Source organism: Stenotrophomonas sp. 59, from assembly GCF_030291095.1.
GTDB lineage: Bacteria > Pseudomonadota > Gammaproteobacteria > Xanthomonadales > Xanthomonadaceae > Stenotrophomonas > Stenotrophomonas maltophilia_Q.
This window is the reverse complement of the sequence record NZ_CP127408.1, coordinates 4,399,998-4,423,747: the sequence shown is the minus strand read 5'-3', so window position 1 is coordinate 4,423,747 and position 23,750 is coordinate 4,399,998. Positions and strand designations below refer to the sequence as shown.

The following is a 23,750-nucleotide window of genomic DNA, read 5'->3' as shown; positions in this document are numbered from 1 at the left end:
ATGCTTGCCCGTCTTTCGAGCGTGCTGCTGTGCGCGCTGCTGCTGGTGGCCGTACCACGTGTACAGGCGGCCGATCCTGCCGTCGATGCGATCACCCAGGCGGTGGCGCGGCCCGACGTACTGCGTGGCCAGTTCAGCCAGGAAAAGCAGGTCAGCGGCTTCAAGAACCCGCTGCGCTCGCAGGGCCGGTTCGTGGTCGCGCGCCAGCATGGTGTGATCTGGACCACGCTCAAGCCGTTCCCCTCCGAAGTGGTGGTCACGGCCGACCGCATCCTCAGCCGCCAGCGCGATGGCAGCACCCGTATCGAGCTCGACGCGCGGCAGCAGCCGGCAATGCGCTCGGTCAACGCGATCATGTTCGCGCTGATGAGCGGCGACGTGCAGGCGCTGTCCAGCCAGTTCAACGTCGCTGCCAGCCGCGAAGGGCAGGGCTGGCGCCTGCGCCTGACACCGAAGTCGGCGATGCTGGCCAAGGCCTTCGAATCGTTGACGCTGCAAGGTGACCGCTACGTGCGCCAGGTCGAGATCGTCGAGGCCAACAAGGACCGCACGCAGATCCAGTTCAGTGCGTTGAGCGAGGCCCCTGCAGCGTTGAACCCCGATGAGGCACGCCGCTTTGAGTGAGGCCGTGGCATCGAACGCACCGGACCGGTTGCGGCGCTGGTGGCACTGGCTGGGCATTGCCTGGCTTGCGCTGCTGCTGGCGCTGGGCGCACAGCAGTGGCATTTGTGGAGCCAGGAATCGCGGATCGACACCGACATCCTCGCGTTGCTGCCGCAGGATGCGCATGACCGCCTGTTGAGCGATGTCACCCGGCGTATTGCCGATGGCAGTTCGCGGCAGGTGGTGGTGCTGCTCGGCAGCCAGGACGGCGCCGCCGCCAAGCGCGCGCAGGCCGCGTTCGCCGCAGCCATGGCTGCCGATGCCGACAGCGCGTTGCTGGTGCCCAGTGGTTCGATCGAAGGCTGGTTCGATGAGGCGCGCGCGTTCTACGCGCCGTACCGCGACCGCCTGCTGACTCCGGCCCAGCGTAACCAGCTGCAGAGTACTGAAACCGGTGCGCTGGCCGAGCAGGCGCTGGCTGCGCTGTATGGCCCGATGGGTGCGCCGCGCCTGACCGACTGGCGGCAGGACCCGCTGTCGCTGTGGCCGCAGTGGTGGCAGCAGCAGGCGCAGGGGTCGGGCCTGCGCCTGGGCGATGACGGCCTGCTCGAAGCCGAGGGCAAGCATTGGGCGGCGTTGCAGTTCGATACGCCGGGTTCGGCGTTCCAGCTCGATGGCGAGCGCCATCTTGATGGCCTGCTGGAGCGGGCCGGAAAGGCGGCCAAGGCGGCTGCGCCGTCGCTGGAGATCCTGCATGCCGGTGTGCCGCTGCATGCTGAAGCGGCGGCGGTGCAGGCCAACCAGGAAATCAACACGATCGGTTGGGGTTCACTGGCTGCGGTGCTGCTGCTGGTGTGGCTGGCGTTCCGTTCGCTGCGCCCGATCCTGCTGGTGGCCGCCTCGCTGCTGATCGGCTGCGGCGTGGCACTGGCGGTGACCGTGCTGGTGTTTGGCAAGGTGCACGTGCTGACCCTGGTGTTCGGCGCGTCGCTGGTGGGCGTGGCCGAGGACTACGGCATCCACTGGTTTGCGTCGCGCCAGGCCGAACCGGCCGACCGTCGCTGGAAGCTGCTGCGGCATCTGCTGCCCGGCCTGTGGTTGGCCCTGCTGACCAGTGCGCTGGCCTATCTGGCGCTGGGCCTGGCCCCGTTCCCGGGCCTGCGCCAGATGGCGCTGTTCTCGGTGGTCGGCCTGGCCGCCGCCTTCCTCACGGTGATCTTCTGGTTCCCGTGGCTGGATGGTGGCGAGATCCGCCAGACCCGTTTCTCGCAGTGGCTGGGCAACACGCTGGAGCGATTCCCGCGCCTGCACGGCCGCCGCCCGGTGGCGATCTTCGTGGTGGCCGCGCTGGCGCTGTCCGCGGTGGGCATCGCGCGCCTGCAGAGCAACGACGACCTGCGCAGCCTGCAGTCGTCGCCGCCGGCGCTGATGGCCCAGCAGATCCGCCTGAGCCAGCTGCTGGGCATGCCCAGCCCGGCGCAGTTCTACCTGGTGCAGGGTACCGATGCGGCGCAGCTGCTGCAGCGCGAAGAGGCATTGACCGAACGCCTGCGTGCACTGGCCGATGACAAACGCATCGGCGGCTACCGCGCCATCAGTGACTGGTTGCCCTCACCGGCACGCCAGCAGGCCGATGCCGCGCTGACCGCGAAGGTGGAACCTGGCGTGCTGTCGGCCGTGTCCGAGGCGGTGGGCGAACCGCTGCAGCGACCGCAGTTCGCGGATGCGCCGCTTACCGCCGAAGCCTTCCTGGCCTCGCCGGCCTCGCAGCCGTTCCGCCACCTGTGGGTGGGTGAGGTCGGTGGGCAGATGATCAGCGTGGTGATGGTTGATGACCTGTCGCGCGCCGATGCCCTGGCCACGCTGGAAGGTGCCGCCGAAGGCCTGCCCGGCGTGCGCTGGGTAGACCGCACCTCTGATTTCTCCAAGCTGCTGGGCCACTACCGCAAGCTGATGGGCGGGTTGCTGCTGGTCGGCATCGCACTGGTGTTCGGCGCGCTGTGGCTGCGCTACCGCCGCCAGGCCTGGCGCGTGTTTGCCCCGACCCTGATTGCCGGCGCGCTGACCCTTGGGTTGCTGGGCCTGTTCGGCCAGCCGCTGCAGCTGTTCAACGTACTGGCGCTGATGTTGCTGCTGGGCATGGGCATCGACTACGGCATCTTCCTGATCGAGCACCGTGGCGATGCCAGCGCATGGCTGGCGGTGTGCGTGGGTGCGGCCAGCACCTGGCTGTCGTTCGGCCTGCTGGGCCTGTCGCAGACCCCGGCGCTGCGCGCGTTCGGCCTGACCCTGCTGTTCGGCATCGGCCTGGTCTGGCTGATCTCGCCGCTGTTCCGGCCGCCGCCGCACGATCTGCCGCCAGCCTGAGCCCGCCTTCCGCTTTTCTTCTTTCCCTCTGATCGAGCAACAAGGACGCCCCGATGAGTACTGCTGTGGATGCTGTCGAACGCACTGAAATCCTGATCATCGGCGCGGGCCCGGCCGGCTCCGTCGCCGCGGCGATGCTGCGCCAGCAGGGCCGCCAGGTGCTGATGCTGGAGCGCCAGCAGTTCCCGCGCTTCTCCATCGGCGAAAGCCTGCTGCCGCAGAGCATGGAGTACATCGAAGCGGCCGGGCTGCTGCAGGACGTGGTCGAGGCCGGTTTCCAGTACAAGAACGGCGCGGCCTTCGTGCACGGTGAAGCACGTACCGCCTTCGATTTCCGGAAGAAGTTCTCGCCGGGCTGGGGCACCACTTACCAGGTGCAGCGCGCCGACTTCGACAACGTGCTGGCACGTGGCGCCGAGCGCATGGGAACCACGCTGCGTTTCGGTGATGAAGTGCTGTCGGTCGAACCCGGTGAACAGCCGGCGGTGAACGTGCGTCGCCCGGATGGCAGCGAATACCGCATCGAAGCCGACTTCATCCTCGATGCCTCCGGCTTCGCGCGCCTGCTGCCGCGCCTGCTGCAGCTGGAGTCGCCGTCCAACTTCCCGGTGCGCGGCGCGATCTTCTGCCACGTGCGCGACAACATTCCGGCCGAAGCGGACTTCGATCGCAACAAGATCCTGATCACCACCCACCCCGAGCACATCGACGTCTGGTACTGGACGATTCCGTTCTCCAACGGCTGCTGCTCGCTGGGCGTGGTCGCCGAGCCGTCGTTCTTCGAGCGCTACGAAGGCGACGACCTGCAGAAGCTGCAGGCCATCGTCGGCGAGGACCCGAACCTGACCGGGCTGCTGGCCAATGCCGAATGGGCGGTGCTGCCGGTGCGCCGCATCACCGGCTACTCGGCCAACGTCAGCTCGCTGTGGGGCCCGGGCTATGCGCTGCTGGGCAACGCCGGCGAGTTCCTCGATCCGGTGTTCTCCTCCGGCGTCACCATCGCCTTCAAGTCCGCGCAGCTGGCCAGCGAGTGCCTCAAGCGCCGCTATGCCGGTGAAACCGTGGACTGGGAGGCGGAGTTCTCCAGGCCGCTGCGCGCAGGCGTGAAGACCTTCCGCCGCTTCGTGGAAAGCTGGTACCAGGGCGGCTTCCAGAAGATCATCTACCACCCGCAGCAGCAGCCGGAAGTACGCAACATGATCAGTTCCATCCTGGCCGGATACGCCTGGGACACCAACAACCCGTATGTGGCCGATGAAAGTGGTCGCCGCATGCGCGTGCTGGAGGAACTGTGCAGCGCCTGATCTTCCGTACTGCGGCCCTGCTGCTGTGCCTGCTGCTGGCCGCCTGTGCCGGGCGCATGCCCAAGCCACAGGTGGAACTGCCGCCGCTGCGCCTGTCGCCGGCCAGCCTGCCGGCGCCGCTGGCGCTGCAGCAGCAGCTGCACTTCCGTTTCGGCAGCCATGAGCGCGACCTCGATGCGCTGCTGGAAGCCGATGCACAGCAGGTGCAGCTCGCGGTGCAGGCGATGGGCCAGACCGGCGTGCGCCTGCAGTGGGACGGCCAGCAACTGACCCAGCAGCGTGCGCCGTGGTTGCCGCCGCAGGTGCGTGCCGAGCGTGTGCTGGATGACCTGCAGTTCGCGCTTTGGCCAACCGCCGCCATCGCCGCGGCGCTGCCAGCCGGCTGGCAGGTCAGCGACGACGGCCAGCAGCGCAGCCTGTCGCGCGATGGCACGGTGTGGCTGCAGCTGCAGCGCCTGGACGATGGCAGCGTGCAGCTGGACAACCGCGCCGAAGGCTATGCGCTGCGCATCGAATCGATCGACATGGCCGGGCAGGACCGATGAGTGCACCGATCTACCTGAACGACCTGGGCATGGTCTGCGCGCTTGGCGATGGCCGCGCCTCGGTCGCGTCGGCGATGTTCGCCGATGTGCCGGGCGGGCTCAGCGACAACGACCGCCTGCTGCCGGGGCGCACCCTGGCGCTGGGTGAAGTGCACACGCCGCTGCCGGCGCTGGAGGACCTGCCGGTCGCCCTGCGCGGGCGCAACAACGCACTGCTGGAGGTGGCACTGGCGCAGATCGCACCGGCGGTCAGTGCTGCCATCGCCCGCCACGGTGCCGAGCGCGTGGCGGTGGTGCTGGGCACCAGCACCTCGGGCATCGGTGAATCCGAGCAGGCCCTGCGCACCCACGCCGAGCAGGGCCAGTGGCCGCAGGGCTTCGATTACGCCCAGCAGGAAATGGGGACCGCCGCGCAGTTCGTGCGCCAGCGCAGCGGCGCCCAAGGCCCGGCGTGGACCCTGTCCACCGCCTGCTCGTCCAGTGCCAAGGCACTGATGTCGGCCGCGCGCATGCTGCGCGCCGGTATCGTCGACGCCGTGATTGCCGGCGGCGCCGATTCGCTGTGCCGCTTCACCGTGGCCGGCTTCAGTGCGCTGGAATCGGTGTCGGCCCTGCGCTGCAACCCGTTCTCGCAGCACCGCGCCGGCATCAACATCGGTGAGGGCGCCGCGTTGTTCCTGCTCACCCGCGAGCCGGGCCCGGTGTGCCTGGCCGGGTGGGGCGAATCGGCCGACGCCCACCACATGTCCGCGCCCGACCCGCAGGGCCTGGGCGCCATCGATGCCCTGCAGCAGGCGCTGCAGCGTGCCGGCTGGGCAGCCGATGAAGTGGACTACGTGAACCTGCATGGCACCGCCACCGGGCACAACGATGCAATGGAGAGCCTGGCGGTTTCCCAGGTGCTGGGCAATGACGTTCCGGCCAGTTCGACCAAGCCGCTGACCGGCCATACGCTGGGTGCATCGGGCGCGATCGAAGCCGCATTGTGCTGGATCCTGCTGGCCGAAAACCCGCAGCAGCAGCTCCCACCGCACTGGTGGGATGGCGTGGCGGATCCCGCGCTGCCGACGCTGCCGCTGGTCGCGCCCGCCACCCGCCTGGCACAGCCGCCGCGGCGGGTGCTGAGCAACTCGTTCGCCTTCGGCGGCAGCAACGCCGTGCTGGCGCTGGAGCGTCGATGAACACGCTGTACGCAATCGAAGAGGTGGTGCCGCACCGCCAGGACATGTGCCTGCTGGAGCGCATCACGCACTGGGACCAGGACGCCATCGAGGCCGAACTGGTGGTACCCGAGGCCGGCCTCTTCGTCGAAGACGGGCAGGTGCCGGCGTGGGTCGGCATCGAATACATGGCGCAGGCCATCGCGGCCTGGGCGGGCTGCCGCGCACGCGCGGCCGGCAAGCCGCCGCAGCTCGGTTTCCTGCTCGGCAGCCGCCGCTACAACAGCACGCGCAGCAGCTTCCCCAGCGGCTCGCGACTGCGTGTACAGGCGCGCTGCGAGCTGTTGGGTGACAATGGATTGGGGATGTTCGCCTGCCGCATCCTGGCGGGCGAGGACGAATGGGCGACAGCCAACGTGTCGGTGTTCGAACCGGCCGATGCGATGGCCTATCTGGAGAGTGGACAGGCATGACAGGGAATCGAAGTGTGCTGGTGACCGGCGCCAGCCGGGGCATCGGCCGGGCCATCGCGCTGCGCATCGCGCGTGATGGCTTCGACGTGGCGGTGCATTGCCGCAGCCGCCTGGATGAGGCACAGGCCGTGATGGCCGAGATCCACGCATTGGGCCAGCAGGCCCGCGTGCTGATGTTCGATGTGGCCGATCGAGAGGATGCACGCGCCGTGCTGGAGGCCGATGTCGAAGCGCACGGCGCGTACTACGGCGTGGTCTGCAATGCCGGCATCGCCCGCGACGGCGCCTTCCCGGCACTGTCGGCCGACGATTGGGACCAGGTCATCCACACCAACCTGGATGGCTTCTACAACGTACTGCATCCGCTGATCATGCCGATGGTGCGTCGGCGCAAGCCGGGCCGCATCGTCACCCTGTCGTCGGTGTCCGGCCTGGCCGGCAACCGCGGGCAGGTCAACTACAGTGCCGCCAAGGCCGGCATCATCGGCGCCACCAAGGCCCTGGCGCTGGAACTGGCCAGCCGCCAGATCACCGTCAACTGCGTGGCCCCGGGCCTGATCGAGACCGAAATGCTCAACGACGAAGTGGTTGAACACGCGCTCAAGCTGATTCCCGCCGGCCGTGTCGGCCGTCCCGACGAAGTGGCGGCCACGGTGGCGTTCCTGCTGTCCGAGCCGGCCGGCTACATCACCCGCCAGGTGATCTCGGTGAACGGAGGCATGCTCTGATGGCCGCTGATCGTCGTGTAGTGGTGACCGGCGCGTCCGCGATCAGTCCGCTCGGCCATGACTGGCCGACCATCGAGGAGCACCTGCGCAGCTGCCGCAACGCGGTGCGCGCGATGCCCGAGTGGAATGTCTATGCCGGGCTGAACACCAAGCTGGCCGCGCCGGCGCAGGACTTCGAGCTGCCGCCGAACTACAACCGCAAGACCACCCGCTCGATGGGCAAGGTCGCGATCATGTCGGTGCGCGCCACCGAAGTGGCGCTGCGCGAGGCGGGCCTGCACGAGCACCCGGTGCTGCGCAGCGGCCGCACCGGCGTGGCCTACGGTTCCTCGTCGGGCAGCCACGAAGCCACCGGCGAGTTCGGGCGCATGCTCAACGAGTTCACCACCGATGGCATCAGCGCCACCACCTACCTGAAGATGATGAGCCACACCGCGCCGGTCAACATCGGCGTGTTCTTCGGCCTGTCCGGGCGTGTCTACACCACCTCCAGCGCCTGCACCTCGGGCAGCCAGGGCGTCGGCGCGGCCTATGAAGCTATCCGCAGCGGCAAGCAGACGGTGATGGTGGCGGGTGGCGCCGAGCAGCTCGACGCCACCGCTGCGGCGGTGTTCGACACCCTGTTCGCCACCAGCGTGCGCAACGACGCGCCGCAGACCACGCCGCGCCCGTTCGATGCCGGCCGCGATGGCCTGGTGCTGGGCGAGGGTGCCTGCACGCTGATCCTGGAAGACCTGGAGCACGCGCAGGCACGCGGCGCCACCATCCTTGCCGAGGTGGTCGGGTATGGCACCAACAGCGATGGCCAGCACGTCACCCAGCCCAGCGCCGACACCATGGCCACCGCCATGCGCCTGGCGCTGGAAGATGCAGGCCTGGAGCCGGCGCAGATCGACTACGTCAATGCCCACGGCACGGCCACCGACCACGGCGACATCGCCGAGACCCAGGCCACCGCGCAGGTGTTCGGAAGCCGGGTGCCGATCAGCTCGTTGAAGAGCTACGTCGGCCACATGCTCGGTGCCTGTGGTGCGTTCGAGGCCTGGCTGAGCATCGAGATGATGCGCGCCGGCTGGTTCGCGCCGACCCTGAACCTGGCCGAGGTCGATCCGCGCTGCGGCCAGCTCGACTTCATCACCGGGCAGGGCCGCGAACTGCAGGCCGAGTACGTGATGAGCAACAACTTCGCCTTCGGCGGCATCAACACCTCGCTGGTGTTCCGCCGCTGGAGCGAATGATCCGCCGTCCCATCCCGCCTTTTTCCGCAACCCACCCGCACCCTCGACAAGGAGATGTTCCGATGCGCCGCACCCTGATGATCGCCACGGCCACCGCACTGCTGGCCCTGACCTCCACCGCTTCCGCCCGCGATACCCGCGTCGAGCAGTCCCTGCAGGAGCTGGTCAGCTCGCAGGCCGCCAGGGACGCCGGCATTGACGGCAGCGTGCGCTTCTACCTGGCCGGCCAGCCGGTCGGCGTGCAGCAGCGCCTGGGCGAAGACGTGACCAACAAGAAGACCAACGCCGCCAACAAGAGCGACGCCGAAGCCTGCCGCTGGGTCGCGCTGTCGGCGCTGCGCGCGCTGCAGGATGGCGCCAAGTCGCGCGGTGCCAACGCGGTGGTCGACATCGTCAGCTACTACAAGAAGAACGAGTTCAAGAGCAGCACCAACTACGAGTGCTGGGCCGGCACCTTCGTCGCCGGCGTGGCGCTGAAGGGCACCTACGCCAAGGTCAAGTAAGCGACCGCAGGGCGGTGGCGTTGCCTGAACGCCGCCGCCACATTGCTGAACCCCGCCGGGGAAACGCCGTTGAACACGCCGCCTTCGTCGGCTGACGGCTTTCCCCGGTGTCGGCTTTCCGACACAATCATGGCTCTTCCCGGGTTATCGTCCCGCGGACATGCACGCCTACGTCTATAAAAGCCAACTCAAGCCGGACACCTACGTCTACGTTCCCCGACGCGAAGATTTCAGCGCGCTGCCTGCGCCGCTGCTCAAATCGCTGGGGACGCTCACTTTCGTCCTGGACGTGGCTCTGGATGCTGGGCGCCGCCTGGCCCAGGCCGACCCGGACAAGGTTCGCAGCGAAATGAGCGAGCGCGGGTTCTACCTGCAGGTGCCGCCGTCGGTGGCCAGCCTGATGCCGCGCCACTATGACTGACGCCTCCCGTCCGCGCGTCCTGTCGATCGCCTTCGCTGCCGGTGCCCTGCTGGCGCTGGGCGCTGCCGTGGGCGGCGTTGCCGGTGCCGTCCTTGCCGCATCGGCACAACCGGCGTTCGCGCTGGGCGTGTCGTGGTGGCGGCGCAGCCGCGCGCTGCTGCCGTTGAAGGTGGTTGCACGCCAGGACCTGCCGGCGCTGCTGGCGTTGTGGTCGGCGGCGCCGGTGTTGCTGGCGCTGCTGCTGGCCTGGCCGTTGGCCGCACTGCGTGACAGCGGCAGCCTTGCGGCGGTGCTGGGCCTGAGCGTGCTGGTCAGTGCCGGCCTGCTCGCGGCCTGGCGCACCTGGCCGTTGTGGAACGATGTCGAACGGCTTGATGGCAGCCTGGCCCAGCATTGGCAGGCGCTGGCCGGTCGCGACCTGACCGCCTGGCGCGGTCTCGGCGTGGCCGCGCTGGTGATCGCGCTGGCCGCGCTGGTGGTGCTGCCCGCATGGCCGGGCCTGCTGCCGGAAAGCGCACGCTGGCCCACCGCGCTGGCGGTGGTGCTGCTGTCACCGCTGCTGCATCTGCTGCTGCAGCGGGTCAAGCCGGCGCCGCTGGTGGCGTTGCGCTCCAGCCCATTGGCGACGTCCAGCCACGAACACGAACCGATGTTCTCCGCTGCGGCCGAAACCGCGCCGCTGGAGGCGATGGCGCCGCAGGAACTGACCCCGGCACTGTATGAAGCCGCCCGCCATGGCCGCATCGACCGTGGCCTGCAGCTGCTGCAGGCCGGCGCCGATCCGTATGCGCTGCCCGACCCGAACTGGCGCGACCAGCGCAGCCTGGCAGTGCTGGCCGCGGTGTTGCCGGACCTGCGCCTGCTGCGCGAACTGATCGCCCGCGGCGTCGATGTGAATGCGCCGCACCGCGGCATGACGCCGTTGCTGGCCGCCACGCGTGACAGCTGGCATGGCCGCCCGGAAGCGGTGATGACCCTGCTCGCCAACGGTGCCGACTCGCGTGCTACCGACAGCGATGGCAATACGCCGCTGCACCATGCCGCGCGCAGTTCCGACCCGGGTGTGGCCGCGCTGCTGCGCGATGCCGCCGCCGAAGTCGACGCGCTGAACCGCGATGGCTGGTCGCCGCTGGCGGTGGCCTGCCAGGTTGGCAACTGGCGCCTGGCCCGCTTCCTGCTCGAACGCGGTGCACGCAGCGAACCGGCCGAGGGCACCCCGGTGCTGCTGGCCGCCGCTGCCACCGAAGACGACGATCCGGCTGGCGTGCAGCTGCTGCTCAAGCACAAGGCGCGCGCCGACGCGCGTGATCGCCAGCGCCGCAGCGCGCTGCACGAGGCGGCGCTGGCCGGCCACGTGGAGATCATCGGCGTGCTGCTGGCCGCCGGTGCCAACCTGGAAGCGCGCGATGCACTGGGGCGCACGCCGTGGCTGGAAGCCGCCCGTGCCGGGCGCGCCGCGGTGGTCGAACACCTGCTGCCGCACAAGCCGGACCTGGTTGCCGTTGACGGCGAAGGCCGCAACGCGGTGCAGCTGGCGGTGATGGCGGAGGATGTCTCGCCGTTGCTGGTCAAGCGCCTGGTGGAGCTGGGCATCGCCGCCGACGCGACCGATCCGGTCGGTCGCCGCGCGGTGGACTACGCAGCCGAAGCCGGCCGCTGGGCGATCGTCGCGCTGCTGGATCCCTCCTATCCGTTGCCGGCCGCGGTCAGTGACGGCCTGGCCGAGCGTGGCGAAGCCGCCAGTGCCAGTGGCCTGCTGCCGGACCGCCCGCCGCTGACCCTGCTGCGCGAAGCGCTGGGCTTCGGCAACACCGAAGGCATGGCCGCGCTGGCCAAGCTGTGCCAGCCGGAAGAACTGGGTGGCCTGCTGCTCGATCCGGAACTGGCGCTTGAGCCGCGCGCGGTTGATTGGCTGCTGGGCCACGGCGCCGATCCCTACGTGCGCGACGCCTGTTCCGATACGCCGATGTTCGCCCTGCTGTCGCGCGGCATCGATGCGGTGCCGGCGCTGCAGGTGATGTTGCAGCGTGGCCTGTCGCCGGCCGGCCGTGGCGGCCTGGCGCGCTTCCTTGCCGCCTGCGCCCAGCACGACCAGGCGGCGCGCGGCCTGGAACAGCTGGCGCTGGAACTGCTGGAGCGTGGCGCCGATCCGTTCGCAGCTTCGCCGGCCGGTGATCCGCCGCTTTCGCTGGCGGTGCGCCTGGGCTGGCTGCGGCTGCAGCAGGCCCTGCTGAAGGCGGGCGTCGATCGCGAAGCCCGCGACAGCCACGGCATGACCGCGCTGCATCTGGCCACCGCGCTGGCCCGCGAAGGTGCGCTGAAGCTGCTGGTGCAGCACGGTGCCTCGCCGGAAGCCCGCGCCGCCGATGGCCAGACGCCGCTGGGCGTGGCGCTGTCGATTGGTCGCCGCGATCTGGCCGACTGGCTGGACTGGCGGGTGTGGCCGTTGCCGCGCCGCACCCTGCGCGAGGCCGATCTGCCGGCCGCCGCAATGGCCGGTGACGTCGATGCAGTGCGCCGCCTGATCGATCTGGGCTTCGCCGTTGATGCAGTCGATGCACAGGGCTGCACCGCGCTGCTGCGCGCCGCCGGTGGGGGCCATCTGGCGGTGACCGACCTGCTGCTGGCGCGTGGCGCTGATCCGCAGCACGCGGCGGCCAGCGGTGCCACGCCGCTGTCGGCGGCGGTCAGCATGCGCCAGGTGGATATCGTCTCGGCCCTGCTCGACGCCGGCGCCAAGCTGGAACACCGCCTGCCGGGCGGGGTGACCGTGTTGATGCTGGCCTCTGCGCTGGGCCTGCCGGACATCGTCGCGCGCCTGCTCACCGCCGGTGCCGACGTGCACGCCGGTGACGCGCAGCAGCTGGGCCCGCTGCACTGTGCCGCGCTGTACGGCTTCAGTGCCCGCGATCGTTCGCGCCTGCTCGCCCTGCTCGACACCCTGCTGCTGGCCGGTGCCGAACCGGACCAGGCCGCGGCTGGTTCGGTCACGCCGCTGCTGCTGCTGCTGGGCGCCCGTGCTGAGCCCGGCACCGCCTGCGACGAGCAGGTGGTGATGGCCGCGGTGGAACGCCTGCTGGACGAGGACGTGAGCCTTGAGGTGCGCGATCCGCGCGGCTTCGGACCGCTGCACCTCGCGGCCCTGCACGGCCTGCCGCTGCTGGTGCAGCGCCTGCTGCGCGCTGGTGCCGATCCGGAAGTGCGCGACAGCCTCAACCGCAGCCCGCGCGAGATCGCGGTGATGCGCGGCTTCATCGACGTGGCCGGCGAGTTCGAACCGCGCGTGCCGGGTGTTTCATCGATGGCGCGGTTCCTGCGCGACAACGGCTGAGCCGAGGTCTGCGCCATCCACGCATGGCGTGGATCTACTGTGGAATTGGGTGCCGGCCGTTGGTCGGCGCGTCTCGAAGCCTTGTCGATGCTTCCCGGTAGATCCACGCCATGCGTGGATGATGGTGCCCGGAAGCCAAAGTGCCCACGCATGGCGTGGAACTACTTGTCGTCGCTTTCCGCGTCGGCCTCGAACAGGTGCATCAGGTCGTTGCGTGCATCGCGCGAGGTCTGGATCACCGCTGCCTCGTCGTCGTAGACCAGGTACTGGTCGCGCAGCAGCTGTTCGTCGTGCTCGCGGAAGCGCTGCACGTGGCGTTCGGCCACGTTCGGCGCAATGCCCAGCGCGGTCAGCACGCGGCCGCTCATCTCCAGGCTGGTGCCGAACACCTCGCGGAACGGTTCGGCCGACATGTCCATCAACCGCCACGCATGCTGGCGGTTGCGCGCACGCGCCAGCACCGTCGCGTCCGGATACAGCCGTCGCACCATGCGCACCGCGCGCAGGTTGGTTTCCGGGTCATCCACGGTGATAACGAACACATCGATGTGCTCGCCGCCGGCCGCGCGCAGCATCTCCGGCCGGGTCGGGTCGCCGTAATACAGCTGGTTGCCGAAGCGGCGCAGGTCGGCCACGGTGTCCGGGTTCGCCTCCAGCGCCACGAACGGCACCTTCTGCGCGGTCAGCAGGCGCGCGATCACCTGGCCGAAACGGCCCATGCCGGCGATCAGTACCTTCGGCCGGTTGTCCGGCGCCACCTTGTCGGCGTCGGCCGGGTCTCGCGGCGCGGCTTTCTCCTGGCCGAGCAGTTTCAGCAGCGCGATCATCAACAGCGGCGTGATCGCCATCGACAGGCCGACGATCGCCACCAGCCGGTCGTGGTTGGCATTGCCCAGCAGGTGCGCACGCTGTGCCTCGTTGAACACCACGAAGGCGAACTCGCCGCCCAGCCACAGCACGCTGCCCAGCAGCAGCGATTGCCGCGAGCTGAGCCGGGCGATACGCCCGACCGCGTACAGCAGGCTGAATTTGACCACCAGCAGGATGCCGACGCCGGCGGCGATCAGCCACGGCTCGGCGGCGATGCGGTCCAGGTCGATGCCCATGCCCACCGCGATGAAGAACAGGCCGAGCAGCAGGCCCTTGAATGGTTCGATCTGCGATTCCAGTTCGTGCCGGAACTCCGAGTCGGACAGCAGCACGCCGGCCAGGAAGGCGCCGAGGCTGGGGCTGAGGCCGGCTTCCTGCATGAACCAGGCGGTGCCCAGCACCACCAGCAACGCGGTGGCGGTGAACACTTCCGGGCTGCGGGTCCGGGCAATGGTGCTGAACACCCGGCGCAGCACCGGCCGCCCGCACAGGATCACCACCGCCAGCGCACCCAGCGCGACGGCCGCATCTTCCCAGCGCAGGGTTTCATTCTTGACCCCGCCCAGCAGCGGAATGGCCGCCAGCAGCGGGATCGCGATCAGGTCCTGGAACAGCAGGATGGCAAAGCCCAACCGGCCGTGGTCGCTGTTGATCGCCTTGTGTTCGGACAGCAGCTGCAGGCCGACCGCGGTGGATGACAGCGCCAGCGCCACGCCCACCACCAGCGCGCTCTTCCACTGGAAGTGGTCGAGCAGCAGCAGGCCGCCCAGCACCAGCCCGGACAGCGCCACCTGCGCCGCACCGGCACCGAACACCGAGCGCCGCATCACCTTCAGGCGTGCCGGCGACAGCTCCAGTCCGATCACGAACAGCAGCATCACCACGCCGATCTCGGCGGCGCCGAGGATGCGGTCGGCGTCCTGCACGAAGCCCAGCCCGTCCGGGCCGAGCACCACGCCCGCCGCCAGATAGCCCAGTACCGCGCCGAAGCCGAACTTCTTGAACACCGGCACGGCGATGACCGCCGCCAGCAGCAGCACCAGGGCCAGTTCCAGACCACCGCTATGCATGGGAATACCTGGTCATCGGGGGAGCCCGCTGTGCGTCCGTTCGGGTGGAGAAAGCGTGGCGAACACCACCGCGCCATTATGCGCGCCGGTCTGTGTACGCACGAGAACAACCTGCGGGACAGGGTGCTGCCGCGGCGGGACCGGGTTGACCTGCATGGCCCACGGGTCCAGACTGCCCGCCGCTGGCGGCGCGTCCGCCAGCACACGCATCCCGGAGTCCCCAACCCATGTCCAGCGACAGTAGAAGTCGACCTCGTTCGACGCCAGCGATGGCCACCGCCTGACATCGGGACGGTTTGCCTGCGTTGGCGTTGCGCGAGGTCGCACCCCCACAAGGCAAACCCGATGAACCAGAAGCAATTGCTGCGCCCGGTGGCCGATGCCGCCGCCCTGGCCGCACCGCTGGCGAACTACAACACCGCCGACGCGGTGGAATTCCTCAACACGCTGGAACTCGTGCGCGCCGCGGAAACGCTGGCTGCGCTGCCGTTGCCGCGTGCGGTGAAGATGCTGGAAGCGCCGGAGCTGCACCGCAGCGGCGAGCTGGTGGCCGCATTGCCACCGGCCCGCGCCGCCGCACTGCTCGGGCTGATGGCCGATGACCGGGCCACCGACATCGTCCACGAGCTGGACGAAGAAGAACGCGCACGGCTGATCCCGCTGCTCGGTACCGATGCCCGCCAGGCCATCCAGAAGCTGCTCAGCTACCCGCCGAACACCGCCGGCGCGCTGATGACCACCGAATACGTGGCGGTACCGGCCAGCTGGACCGTGGCGCAGACCCTGCAGCACATCCGCCAGGTCGAGCGCACCCGCGAGACGGTGTACGCGATCTACGTGCTGGACCCGGCCAGCCAGCAGCTGCAGCAGGTGGTGACCATGCGCCGGTTGATCACCGGCCTGCCGGAGGAGTCGATCCTGGACGTGGCCCAGGTCAATCCGCCGGTCACGGTGGACGCACTGATGGACCAGGAAGAAGTGGCACGGCTGATCCGTCGCCACGACCTGCTGGCGATCCCGGTGGTGGATGCGCAGCAGCAGATGCTCGGCATCGTCACCGTCGATGACGTGCTGGATGCGTTGATCGAGGAATCCACCGAGGACGCGCACAAGTTCGGCGGCATGGAAGCCCTGGACAAGCCGTACATGCAGATCGGTTTCTTCGAGATGCTGCGCAAGCGCGCCGGCTGGCTGAGCGTGCTGTTCCTGGGCGAGATGCTGACCGCCAGCGCGATGCAGCACTACGAGGACGAACTGGCGCGCGCGGTGGTGCTGACCCTGTTCATTCCGCTGATCATGAGTTCCGGCGGCAACTCCGGCTCGCAGGCCACCTCGCTGCTGATCCGCAGCCTGGCGCTGCGTGAACTGCGCCTGCGCGACTGGTGGAAGGTGGCGATCCGCGAGATCCCGACCGGCATGGTGCTGGGCGCCATCCTCGGCTGCCTGGCCATCGTGCGCATCGTGATCTGGCAGCTGGGCGGCCTGCATGACTATGGCGAGCACTGGATCCTGCTGGCGATCACCATCGGTGCGGCGCTGGTGGGCATCGTCACCTTCGGTTCGCTGTCCGGCTCGATGCTGCCGTTCATCCTCAAGCGCCTCGGCTTCGACCCGGCCAGTGCCTCGGCCCCGTTCGTCGCCACCCTGGTGGACGTGACCGGCCTGGTGATCTATTTCAGCATCGCCGCGATGATCCTGCACGGCACGTTGTTGTAAGCCGAAGCCCCCGTGCTCTGGTGGGTGCCGACCTTGGTCGGCACGCAAGCAAAAAAAGGGGACGGAGGGGATCAAGTCGTTTGTGCCACAAACGACTTGATCCCCTCCGTCCCCTTTTTTGGTTACCGTAGGCACATGAGTACCTACCACCTGCAGTCCGTGTTCCGTCCGCAGTCGGTCGCGGTGATCGGCGGCAGCCCGCGTGAGCGTTCCGCCGGCCGCGCAGTGATGCGCAACCTGCGCGGCACGGGCTTCCCCGGCAAGGTAGCGTGGATCAACCCGCGGCACGCAGAGATCGATGGCATCCGCACTGTGAAGCGGCTGAAGGACCTGGACTGGGTGCCGGACCTGGTGGTGATCACCGCCCCCGCGGCAATCGTGCCGCAGGTGGTGCGCACCGCTGCCGAGCGCGGCGTGCAGGCCGCAATCATCCTCACCGCGCACCTGGGTGAAGGTCCGGGCTCGCTGTCGGCACAGGTGGAGGCGGTGGCACGCAAGCATGGCCTGCGCATCCTCGGCCCGCATTGCCTGGGCGTGATCGCGCCGCACGCGCGGCTCAATGCCAGCATCGCCGCGCATTTCCCGCAGGCCGGCGACCTTGCGTTGATCTCCGAATCCTCCGCCATTGCCGCGGCGCTGGTGGAATGGGGCGTGGCCCGTTCGGTCGGCTTCTCCGCCGTGGTCTCGCTGGGCGACACGATGGACGTCGACTTCGGCGACCTGCTCGACTACTTCGCCACCGACTATCGCACCCGCGCCATCCTGCTGTATGTCGAGCAGATCAAGGACGCGCGCAAGTTCATGTCGGCCGCGCGTGCCGCCGCGCGCGCCAAGCCGGTGGTGGTGGTGAAGTCAGGCCGCGCCGAGCGCGTGCAGCCGGGCAGCCGTGATACCCACGTGCAGGCACTGGCGCGCGCCGACGATGTGTATGGCGCCGCGTTCAACCGCGCCGGCCTGCTGCGCGTGGGCGCGCTGGATGAACTGTTCACCGCTGCCGAATCGCTGGGGCGGTTGGGCACCTTCCCGGGCCGTCGCCTGGCGATTCTCAGCAACGGCGGCGGCGTCGGTCGCCTCGCCGTGGACCAGCTGATCGCATTGCGTGGCACCCTGGCCAACCTGTCCGACAGCACGGTCGAGAAGCTTGACGCCGTGCTGCCGCAGGGCTGGTCGCGCAGCAATCCGGTCGACATCGTGGTCGACGCCGATGGTGACCGCTATGCCGCGGCCATCGAAGCGCTGCTGGCCGACAACGAAAACGACGCGGTGATGGTGGTCAACGTCCCGACCGCGTTCACCTCATCGGCCGACGCCGCACAGGCACTGACCCGCACGCTCGGACTGCGCCCGCGCCATCACCGAGACAAGCCGGTATTCGCGGTGTGGCTGGGCAACGACGACCAGGCCACCGCCACGCTCAACGCGGCACGGGTGCCGACCTATCCGACCGAGGCCGAAGCGGTGCGCGGCTTCCAGCATCTGGTGCGCTACCGCGAAGCGCAGAACGCGCTGATGGAAACGCCACCCAGCCTGCCGCAGGACTTCAGTGTCGACGCGGCTGCGGCACGCGCGCTGGTTGATGCCGCGCTGACCAACGGCCAGCAGTGGCTGGACCCGCTGGCCACGCATGAGCTACTGAAGGCCTACGGCATTCCCTCCGCACCCGTGATGCACGCGCGCGACGCGCACGAGGCGATGGACCTGGCCCAGCCGCTGCTGGAGCGTGGTGCCAGCGTGGCGTTGAAGATCCTGTCACCGGACATTCCGCACAAGTCGGAAGTCGATGGCGTGCGCCTGAACCTGACGACGCTGCCGGCGGTGCAGAGCGCGGCCAATGCGATCCTGTCACGCGCCCGCCAGCTGCGGCCGGACGCGCGCATCGACGGCCTGCTGGTGCAGCCGACCATCGTCCGCCCGAAGGCGCGTGAGCTGATCGTCGGCATTGCCGATGACGCGACGTTCGGCCCGGTGATCGTGGTCGGTCGCGGCGGCACCGCCGTGGAAGTAATCAATGACAAGGCACTGGCCTTGCCGCCACTCGATCTGCGCCTGGCCCATGAACTGATCGGGCAGACACGTGCCTCGCGCATCCTCAAGGCGTATGGCGATGTACCGGCTGCCGACGAGCGCGCGCTGGCCCTGGCACTGGTGAAGCTGGCACAGCTGGCCGCCGACATTCCCGAAGTGCGCACGCTGGACATCAACCCGCTGCTGGTCGACAGCAAGGGCATCCTTGCCCTCGATGCGCGCGTGGCGGTGGCGCCGTCGCGCATCCTGCACAAGGGTCGTGGCCATCCCCGCTTCTCGGTGTTCCCGTATCCGAAGGAGTGGGAGCGCACCATTGAACTGTCCGATGGCGGCCGTGCCTTCGTGCGGCCGGTGCGGCCGGAAGACGATGCCCTGTTCCGTGCGTTCTTCGCCCGTGTCAGCGACGAGGACCTGCGCCTGCGCTTCTTCCAGTCGGTGAAGCACTTCAGCCACGAATTCATCGCGCGCCTGACCCAGCTCGATTATGCGCGCTCGATCGCGCTGGTGGCGATCGAACCACGCAGCGGCGAAATGCTGGGTGCCGTGCGACTGCACGCCGATGCCGATTACCACCGTGGCGAGTACGGCATCCTGATCCGCTCGGACCTGAAGGGCCACGGCATCGGCTGGCGGCTGATGGCGATCATGATCGAGTACGCCAAGTGGCTGGGCCTGGATGTGGTCGAGGGCCAGGTGCTGCGTGAGAACAGCACCATGCTGGCGATGTGCCAGAGCCTGGGCTTCAAGACCAGACTCGATCCGGACGACCCGACGGTGATGATGGTGACCCTGCCGGTGCAGCAGGTCGAAGTGCCCGACGTGCCGCCGGTGGCGTGATCGTCGCCCATTGGTAACGCCGGGCCTTGCCCGGCGATCCCCTCAGCGAACCGGCTCCACCACCACTGCCGTGCCATAGCACAGCACCTCGGTCAGCCCGGTCATCACATCGGTAGCGTCGTAGCGCATGCCGATGATCGCGTTGGCGCCCAGCTGCCGCGCGTGCTTGACCATGTCGCGGTAGGTTTCCTCGCGGGCCTGTTCGCACAGCTCCGTGTAGATGGTGATGTTGCCACCGAACAGGGTCTGGATGCCGCCGAGGAAATTGCCGACGATCGAGCGCGAGCGCACGGTGATGCCGCGCACCACGCCCAGGTTGCGCACGACCCGGTGGCCGGGAAGCTCGAAGGCCGTGGTGACCAGTGAATCGTCGAAACGTGCCAGTGAGGTCGTCGGGTTGCCGCTGTTGTAGGGGTCTGCCATGGCCGCGTCCGTGTCGTAGGGTCTTCTGTAGAGTCGAGCCATGCTCGACTGGCTGTGGAGCAGTCGAGCATGGCTCGACTCTACAGCGCAATCGCCCGTTGCGGCATGGTTCCGTCACCGCACCCGCGCGACAATACCCGCATGACCGAACGTATTCCCCTGTTGCTGCTGCCCGGCCTGCTCAACGACGCCGAGCTGTGGCGCGCGCAGTTGGCCGATCTGGCCGACATGGCCGATTGCACCGTGGGCGACCAGACCCGTGGCGAGACCCTGCAGGCCGTGGCCGAGGATGTGCTGGCGCAGGCGCCGGAGCGCTTCGCCCTGGCCGGTTTCTCGTTGGGTGGCTTCGTCGCCCAGCAGATCCTGCGCATCGCCCCGGAGCGCGTACTGCGGCTGGCGCTGGTTGACACCTCGATCCACGCCGACTCACCGGAGCGCGCCGAGCAGCGCCGCAGCCAGCGCGCCAGCGTGCGCCTGCCGGGCAGGTTCCACGGGTTTGGCGATACGCTGATGCGCAGCTACATCGATGCCTCGCGGCTGGACGACTACGTGCTGGTGCAGCGCGTGCGCGATATGACCGCCCGCCTGGGCGCGGAGGTGTTCCTGCGCCAGAGCGCGCTGGAACGCCGCGACGGCCATGACGTGCTGGCCGGCTACCGTGATCCGCTGTTGATCATCTGTGGTGCCAATGATCGCATCACGCCGCTGGCAGTGAGCGAGGAAATGCACGCCCTGGTGCCGCACTCGCAGCTGGTGGTGGTGCCCGATTGCGGGCACCTGGCACCGATGGAGAAACCGGACGAAGTGAGTGCGGCGATGCGTGGGTGGTTGTTGCAGGACTGATGGATCCGCCGGGCATGGCCCGGCGCTACCCACGGTAATCCGGTAGCGCCGGGCCATGCCCGGCGGCTTCTGATCAATCCCAGGCCGGCGCAATGCCTTCCGGGTTGGCCAGGCGGTGGCCACGGTCCAGCTTGGCGATCTGTGCCATGTCTTCCTCGGTCAGGCGGATCGCGGCCGCTTCCAGGTTGCTGGCCAGATTCTCGCGCTTGGTCGAGGACGGAATGACCGAGAAGCCCTGCTGCAGTGCCCAGGCCAGCGCGATCTGCGCGGGTGTCGCCTGGTGGCGGCCGGCAATGGCCTGGATCACCGGGTCCTTGATCACCTCGCCATAGGCCAGGCTCATGTAGGCGGTGATGTGGATGCCGTTGTCCTGAAGGAACTTCACCAGCAGGCGGTTCTGCAGGTACGGGTGGATCTCGATCTGGTTGGTGGCGATTGCATCGGCGCCGAGGATCTCGATGGCCTTGCGGGTCTGGGCGATGGTGAAGTTGGAGATGCCGATCGCCTTGGTCAGCCCCTGCGCTTTGGCCTCGGCCAGCGCCGGCAGGTACTCGTCCATCGGCACGTCGACCTTGTCGTTCGGCGACGGCCAGTGGATCAGCGTCAGGTCCACATGATCAGTACGCAGCTTTTCCAGGCTGCCATGCAGGCTGGCCAGCAGCGCATCGCGCTTGAACTCGGTGATCCACACCTTGGTGGTGAGGTACAGATCATCACGCGGCACGCCCGAATCGGCGATCGCCTGGCCGACCTCGGCTTCATTGCCATAGATCTGAGCGGTATCAACGGCGCGGTAGCCGACATCCAGCGCGTTGCGCACCGAGTCGATCACGGTCTGGTCTTTCAGGCGGAAGGTGCCGAGACCGAAGGCGGGGACAGTCATGGGGAGCTCCAGCAAAGGGGGAGGGGTGCGGGAATATCCGGCAAAGGGTAGGCCAGTGGCTGCATGCATGCCGGCAACGGTGCATTGCACCACCGTACCGGCAGGGCGCTGGTACGGCGTGGACTGTCTCAGTGCACGGCCACGGCGATGCCGTCGGCACGATCATCGATGCCATCACGACGGTCCAGGCGGCCGCTGAGCACGGTCAGCGCATACGCGCCCAGCACCACCAGCGCGCCCAGCCACGGCGTGTGCATCAGGCCGATGTGCTCCACCACCAGGCCACCCAGCGAGGCGCCCAGGGCGATGCCGATGTTGAAGGCGGCGATGTTCAGGCCCGAGGCCACGTCGCTGGCCTGCGGTGCGTAGCGCTGCGCCTGCTTCACCACGTACACCTGCAGGCCCGGCACGTTGCCGAATGCCACCGCGCCCAGCGCCAGCACCGTCAGCAGCATCAGCCAGATGTTGTAGGCGGTGAAGGTGAGCACGAACAGTACGACCGCCAGCAGGGCGAAGATGCGCTTCAGCGCGGGCACCGGGCCCATGCGGTCGGCCATGCGGCCGCCCCACAGGTTGCCGATCGCCACCGACACGCCGTACACCAGCAGCACCAGGCTGACCGCGTTGGCCGAGAAACCGGTGACGTCCTGCAGGATCGGCGCCAGGTAGGTGAAGGCCAGGAAGGTGCCGCCATAACCCAGCGTGGTCATCGCATAGACGAGCAGCAGGCGCGGCTGGGCCAGCACCGCCATCTGCTGGCGGAAGCTGGACGGGGCGCTCTGCGGCACGCTGCGCGGCACGAACAGCAGCGCGCCCAGCAGTGCGATCACACCGAGCCCGGCCACGGCCAGGAAGGTGGCCCGCCAGCCCAGGTGCTGGCCGATGAAGGTGCCCAGCGGCACGCCGGTCACCAGCGCCACGGTCAGGCCGGTGAACATGATGGCGATGGCACTGGCCGCCTTCTCCTTCGGTACCACGGCAGTGGCGATGATCGAACCGATCGAGAAGAACACGCCGTGGGCGAGGCCGGTAAGGATGCGTGCAGCGATCAGCGAGGTGTAGCCCGGCGCCATGAACGCGATGATGTTGCCGAGGGTGAACAGCACCATCAGCGCCACCAGCAGGGTCTTGCGCGGCACGCGGCCGGTCAGCGCGGTCAGCACCGGCGCGCCGATGGCCACGCCCAGCGCGTACAGCGACACCAGCAGGCCGGCCGAGGGCAGGCTGACCTGCAGGTCGGCGGCGATGGTTGGAATCAGGCCGACGATGACGAACTCGGTGGTGCCGATGGCGAAGGCACCGAGGGTCAGCGCCAGCAGGGCGAGGGGAATGCCACGGATCATGGCAGGCTCCAGAGGGAAGGAAGGCGCGCAGTGTGCGCGGCGAACCTTTGCCTAAAAACCCGTCTTCACGCCAATCACTCTTGCCGCGTGGTCAATAATGGCGCCATGAAAACCACCCTCGATGAAATGCAGGCGTTCCTGGCGGTGATCGACAGCGGTTCGATCAGCGCTGCGGCCGAGCAGCTGGGGCAGACGCCCTCCGGCGTGAGCCGCGCGCTGGGGCGGCTGGAGGACAAGCTCGGCACCACCCTGCTGACCCGCACCACGCGCCGCCTGCACCTGACCGCCGAGGGTGAGGCTTACCTGCGCCATGCCCGGGCGATCATCGACGCAGTGGAATCAGCCGAGGAGCAGATGGCGGCGCGCCGCGAACGCCCGGCCGGACGCCTGCGCGTGGATGCGGCGATGCCGTTCGTGCTGCATGTGATCGCGCCGCTGGTCGCCGGCTATCGTGCGCGCTATCCGGAAGTACAGCTGGAGCTGAACAGCTCCGAGCGCTACATCGACCTGCTGGAACGGCGCACCGACCTGGCGATCCGGATTGGTCCGCTGGCCGATTCCACCCTGCATGCACGACCACTGGGCCGCTGCCAGCTGCGCCTGGTGGCCAGCCCGGCCTACCTGGCCGCACATGGCGAACCGGCCAGCGTGGCGGCGCTGGGCCAGCACACCCTGCTCAGTTTCAACGAGCCGGAATCGCTGAATCACTGGCCGCTGCCGGGCGATGCCGATGGCCTGCTGCGGGTGCGCCCGGACATCGCGGTGTCCAGCGGCGAGACGTTGCGCCGGCTGGCGGTGGAAGGGGGGGGCATCACCTGCCTGTCCGACTTCGTGACCGATCGCGACCGCGCCGCCGGCACCCTGGTTCCGGTGCTGGCGGCACAGACGCTGGACGTGTACCAGCCGATCCATGCGGTGTATTACCGCAACACCGCAGTATCGGCGCGGATCAGCTCGTTCCTGGATTACCTGGGCGAAGCGATGGCGCGGAGCGATTACCTGCGTTGAGTTGGGTTGCCGGCCAGCGGCCGGCACTACCCGTGACCGCGTTCCACGGTAGTGCCGG

General features: G+C 68.7%; 19 protein-coding genes. 15 read left to right on the top strand and 4 right to left on the bottom strand.

The window, feature by feature from the left end; all coding sequences use genetic code 11:
* The 11 genes from QP552_RS20220 (at position 1) to QP552_RS20170 (ending at position 12,674) form a co-directional block, all read left to right on the top strand.
* A complete protein-coding gene (locus QP552_RS20220; protein WP_286075952.1) occupies positions 1–624 on the top strand; it encodes an outer membrane lipoprotein carrier protein LolA in 624 nt (207 codons plus the stop codon).
* A complete protein-coding gene (locus tag QP552_RS20215; protein ID WP_286075951.1) occupies positions 617–2,971 on the top strand; it encodes an MMPL family transporter in 2,355 nt (784 codons plus the stop codon). Before QP552_RS20220 ends, QP552_RS20215 begins: the two co-directional genes overlap by 8 nt.
* Positions 2,972–3,024: 53 nt before the next feature.
* Entirely contained in the window at positions 3,025–4,275 is a 1,251-nt protein-coding gene (locus QP552_RS20210) for an NAD(P)/FAD-dependent oxidoreductase (RefSeq protein WP_106549972.1), read from the top strand.
* A complete protein-coding gene (locus QP552_RS20205) occupies positions 4,263–4,820 on the top strand; it encodes a DUF3261 domain-containing protein (protein ID WP_111113151.1) in 558 nt (185 codons plus the stop codon). Before QP552_RS20210 ends, QP552_RS20205 begins: the two co-directional genes overlap by 13 nt.
* The gene (locus QP552_RS20200; protein WP_286074520.1) at positions 4,817–6,001 is read left to right on the top strand and encodes a beta-ketoacyl-[acyl-carrier-protein] synthase family protein; all 1,185 of its coding nucleotides are present in this window, start codon (positions 4,817–4,819) and stop codon (positions 5,999–6,001) included. Before QP552_RS20205 ends, QP552_RS20200 begins: the two co-directional genes overlap by 4 nt.
* Positions 5,998–6,453 (top strand): hotdog family protein, encoded by a 456-nt coding sequence (locus QP552_RS20195; RefSeq protein WP_106549969.1) that lies wholly within the window; start codon positions 5,998–6,000, stop codon positions 6,451–6,453. The genes QP552_RS20200 and QP552_RS20195 overlap by 4 nt, the downstream gene beginning before the upstream one ends.
* Positions 6,450–7,181: a 3-ketoacyl-ACP reductase FabG2 gene (locus tag QP552_RS20190; RefSeq protein ID WP_106549968.1), complete on the top strand. Its 732-nt coding sequence runs from the start codon at positions 6,450–6,452 to the stop codon at positions 7,179–7,181. The genes QP552_RS20195 and QP552_RS20190 overlap by 4 nt, the downstream gene beginning before the upstream one ends.
* On the top strand, positions 7,181–8,419 hold the full coding sequence (locus QP552_RS20185) for a beta-ketoacyl-ACP synthase (RefSeq protein WP_106549967.1): 1,239 nt from the start codon (positions 7,181–7,183) through the stop codon (positions 8,417–8,419). Before QP552_RS20190 ends, QP552_RS20185 begins: the two co-directional genes overlap by 1 nt.
* A gap of 62 nt (positions 8,420–8,481) precedes the next feature.
* Positions 8,482–8,922 carry an excinuclease ATPase subunit gene (locus tag QP552_RS20180; protein WP_106549966.1) on the top strand — a complete coding sequence of 147 codons (441 nt, stop codon included), beginning with the start codon at positions 8,482–8,484 and terminating at the stop codon, positions 8,920–8,922.
* Between the two features lie 160 nt (positions 8,923–9,082).
* A complete protein-coding gene (locus QP552_RS20175; protein ID WP_106549965.1) occupies positions 9,083–9,343 on the top strand; it encodes a YcgL domain-containing protein in 261 nt (86 codons plus the stop codon).
* Positions 9,336–12,674: an ankyrin repeat domain-containing protein gene (locus QP552_RS20170; RefSeq protein ID WP_286074519.1), complete on the top strand. Its 3,339-nt coding sequence runs from the start codon at positions 9,336–9,338 to the stop codon at positions 12,672–12,674. The genes QP552_RS20175 and QP552_RS20170 overlap by 8 nt, the downstream gene beginning before the upstream one ends.
* Before the next feature lie 161 nt (positions 12,675–12,835).
* On the opposite strand, the gene QP552_RS20165 is transcribed toward QP552_RS20170, so the two are convergent.
* Entirely contained in the window at positions 12,836–14,614 is a 1,779-nt protein-coding gene (locus tag QP552_RS20165; RefSeq protein ID WP_106549963.1) for a monovalent cation:proton antiporter-2 (CPA2) family protein, read from the bottom strand.
* Positions 14,615–14,959: 345 nt separating this feature from the next.
* Here QP552_RS20165 and mgtE point away from each other — a divergent pair, with 345 nt between their 5' ends.
* Together mgtE and QP552_RS20155 are read left to right on the top strand one after the other, a co-directional pair.
* A complete protein-coding gene (mgtE, locus tag QP552_RS20160) occupies positions 14,960–16,330 on the top strand; it encodes a magnesium transporter (RefSeq protein WP_099551749.1) in 1,371 nt (456 codons plus the stop codon).
* A 135-nt stretch (positions 16,331–16,465) separates the two neighbouring features.
* Complete coding sequence (locus QP552_RS20155; RefSeq protein ID WP_111113154.1) at positions 16,466–19,192, top strand: bifunctional acetate--CoA ligase family protein/GNAT family N-acetyltransferase; 2,727 nt, start codon at positions 16,466–16,468, stop codon at positions 19,190–19,192.
* A gap of 42 nt (positions 19,193–19,234) precedes the next feature.
* Here the strand turns inward: QP552_RS20155 and QP552_RS20150 are convergent, their stop codons facing one another.
* The gene (locus QP552_RS20150; RefSeq protein ID WP_049426729.1) at positions 19,235–19,615 is read right to left on the bottom strand and encodes a YbjQ family protein; all 381 of its coding nucleotides are present in this window, start codon (positions 19,613–19,615) and stop codon (positions 19,235–19,237) included.
* 141 nt (positions 19,616–19,756) lie between these two features.
* Between QP552_RS20150 and QP552_RS20145 the strand changes: the two genes are divergently transcribed.
* Entirely contained in the window at positions 19,757–20,458 is a 702-nt protein-coding gene (locus QP552_RS20145; RefSeq protein ID WP_286075950.1) for an alpha/beta hydrolase, read from the top strand.
* Between the two features lie 73 nt (positions 20,459–20,531).
* Here the strand turns inward: QP552_RS20145 and dkgB are convergent, their stop codons facing one another.
* Positions 20,532–21,341 (bottom strand): 2,5-didehydrogluconate reductase DkgB, encoded by an 810-nt coding sequence (gene dkgB, locus QP552_RS20140; RefSeq protein ID WP_111113155.1) that lies wholly within the window; start codon positions 21,339–21,341, stop codon positions 20,532–20,534.
* Positions 21,342–21,469: 128 nt separating this feature from the next.
* Entirely contained in the window at positions 21,470–22,684 is a 1,215-nt protein-coding gene (locus tag QP552_RS20135; RefSeq protein ID WP_286074518.1) for an MFS transporter, read from the bottom strand.
* Between the two features lie 105 nt (positions 22,685–22,789).
* On the opposite strand from QP552_RS20135, the gene QP552_RS20130 reads away from it, so the two are divergent.
* On the top strand, positions 22,790–23,692 hold the full coding sequence (locus tag QP552_RS20130) for a LysR family transcriptional regulator (protein WP_286074516.1): 903 nt from the start codon (positions 22,790–22,792) through the stop codon (positions 23,690–23,692).
* The last annotated feature ends 58 nt before the right edge of the window (positions 23,693–23,750 follow it).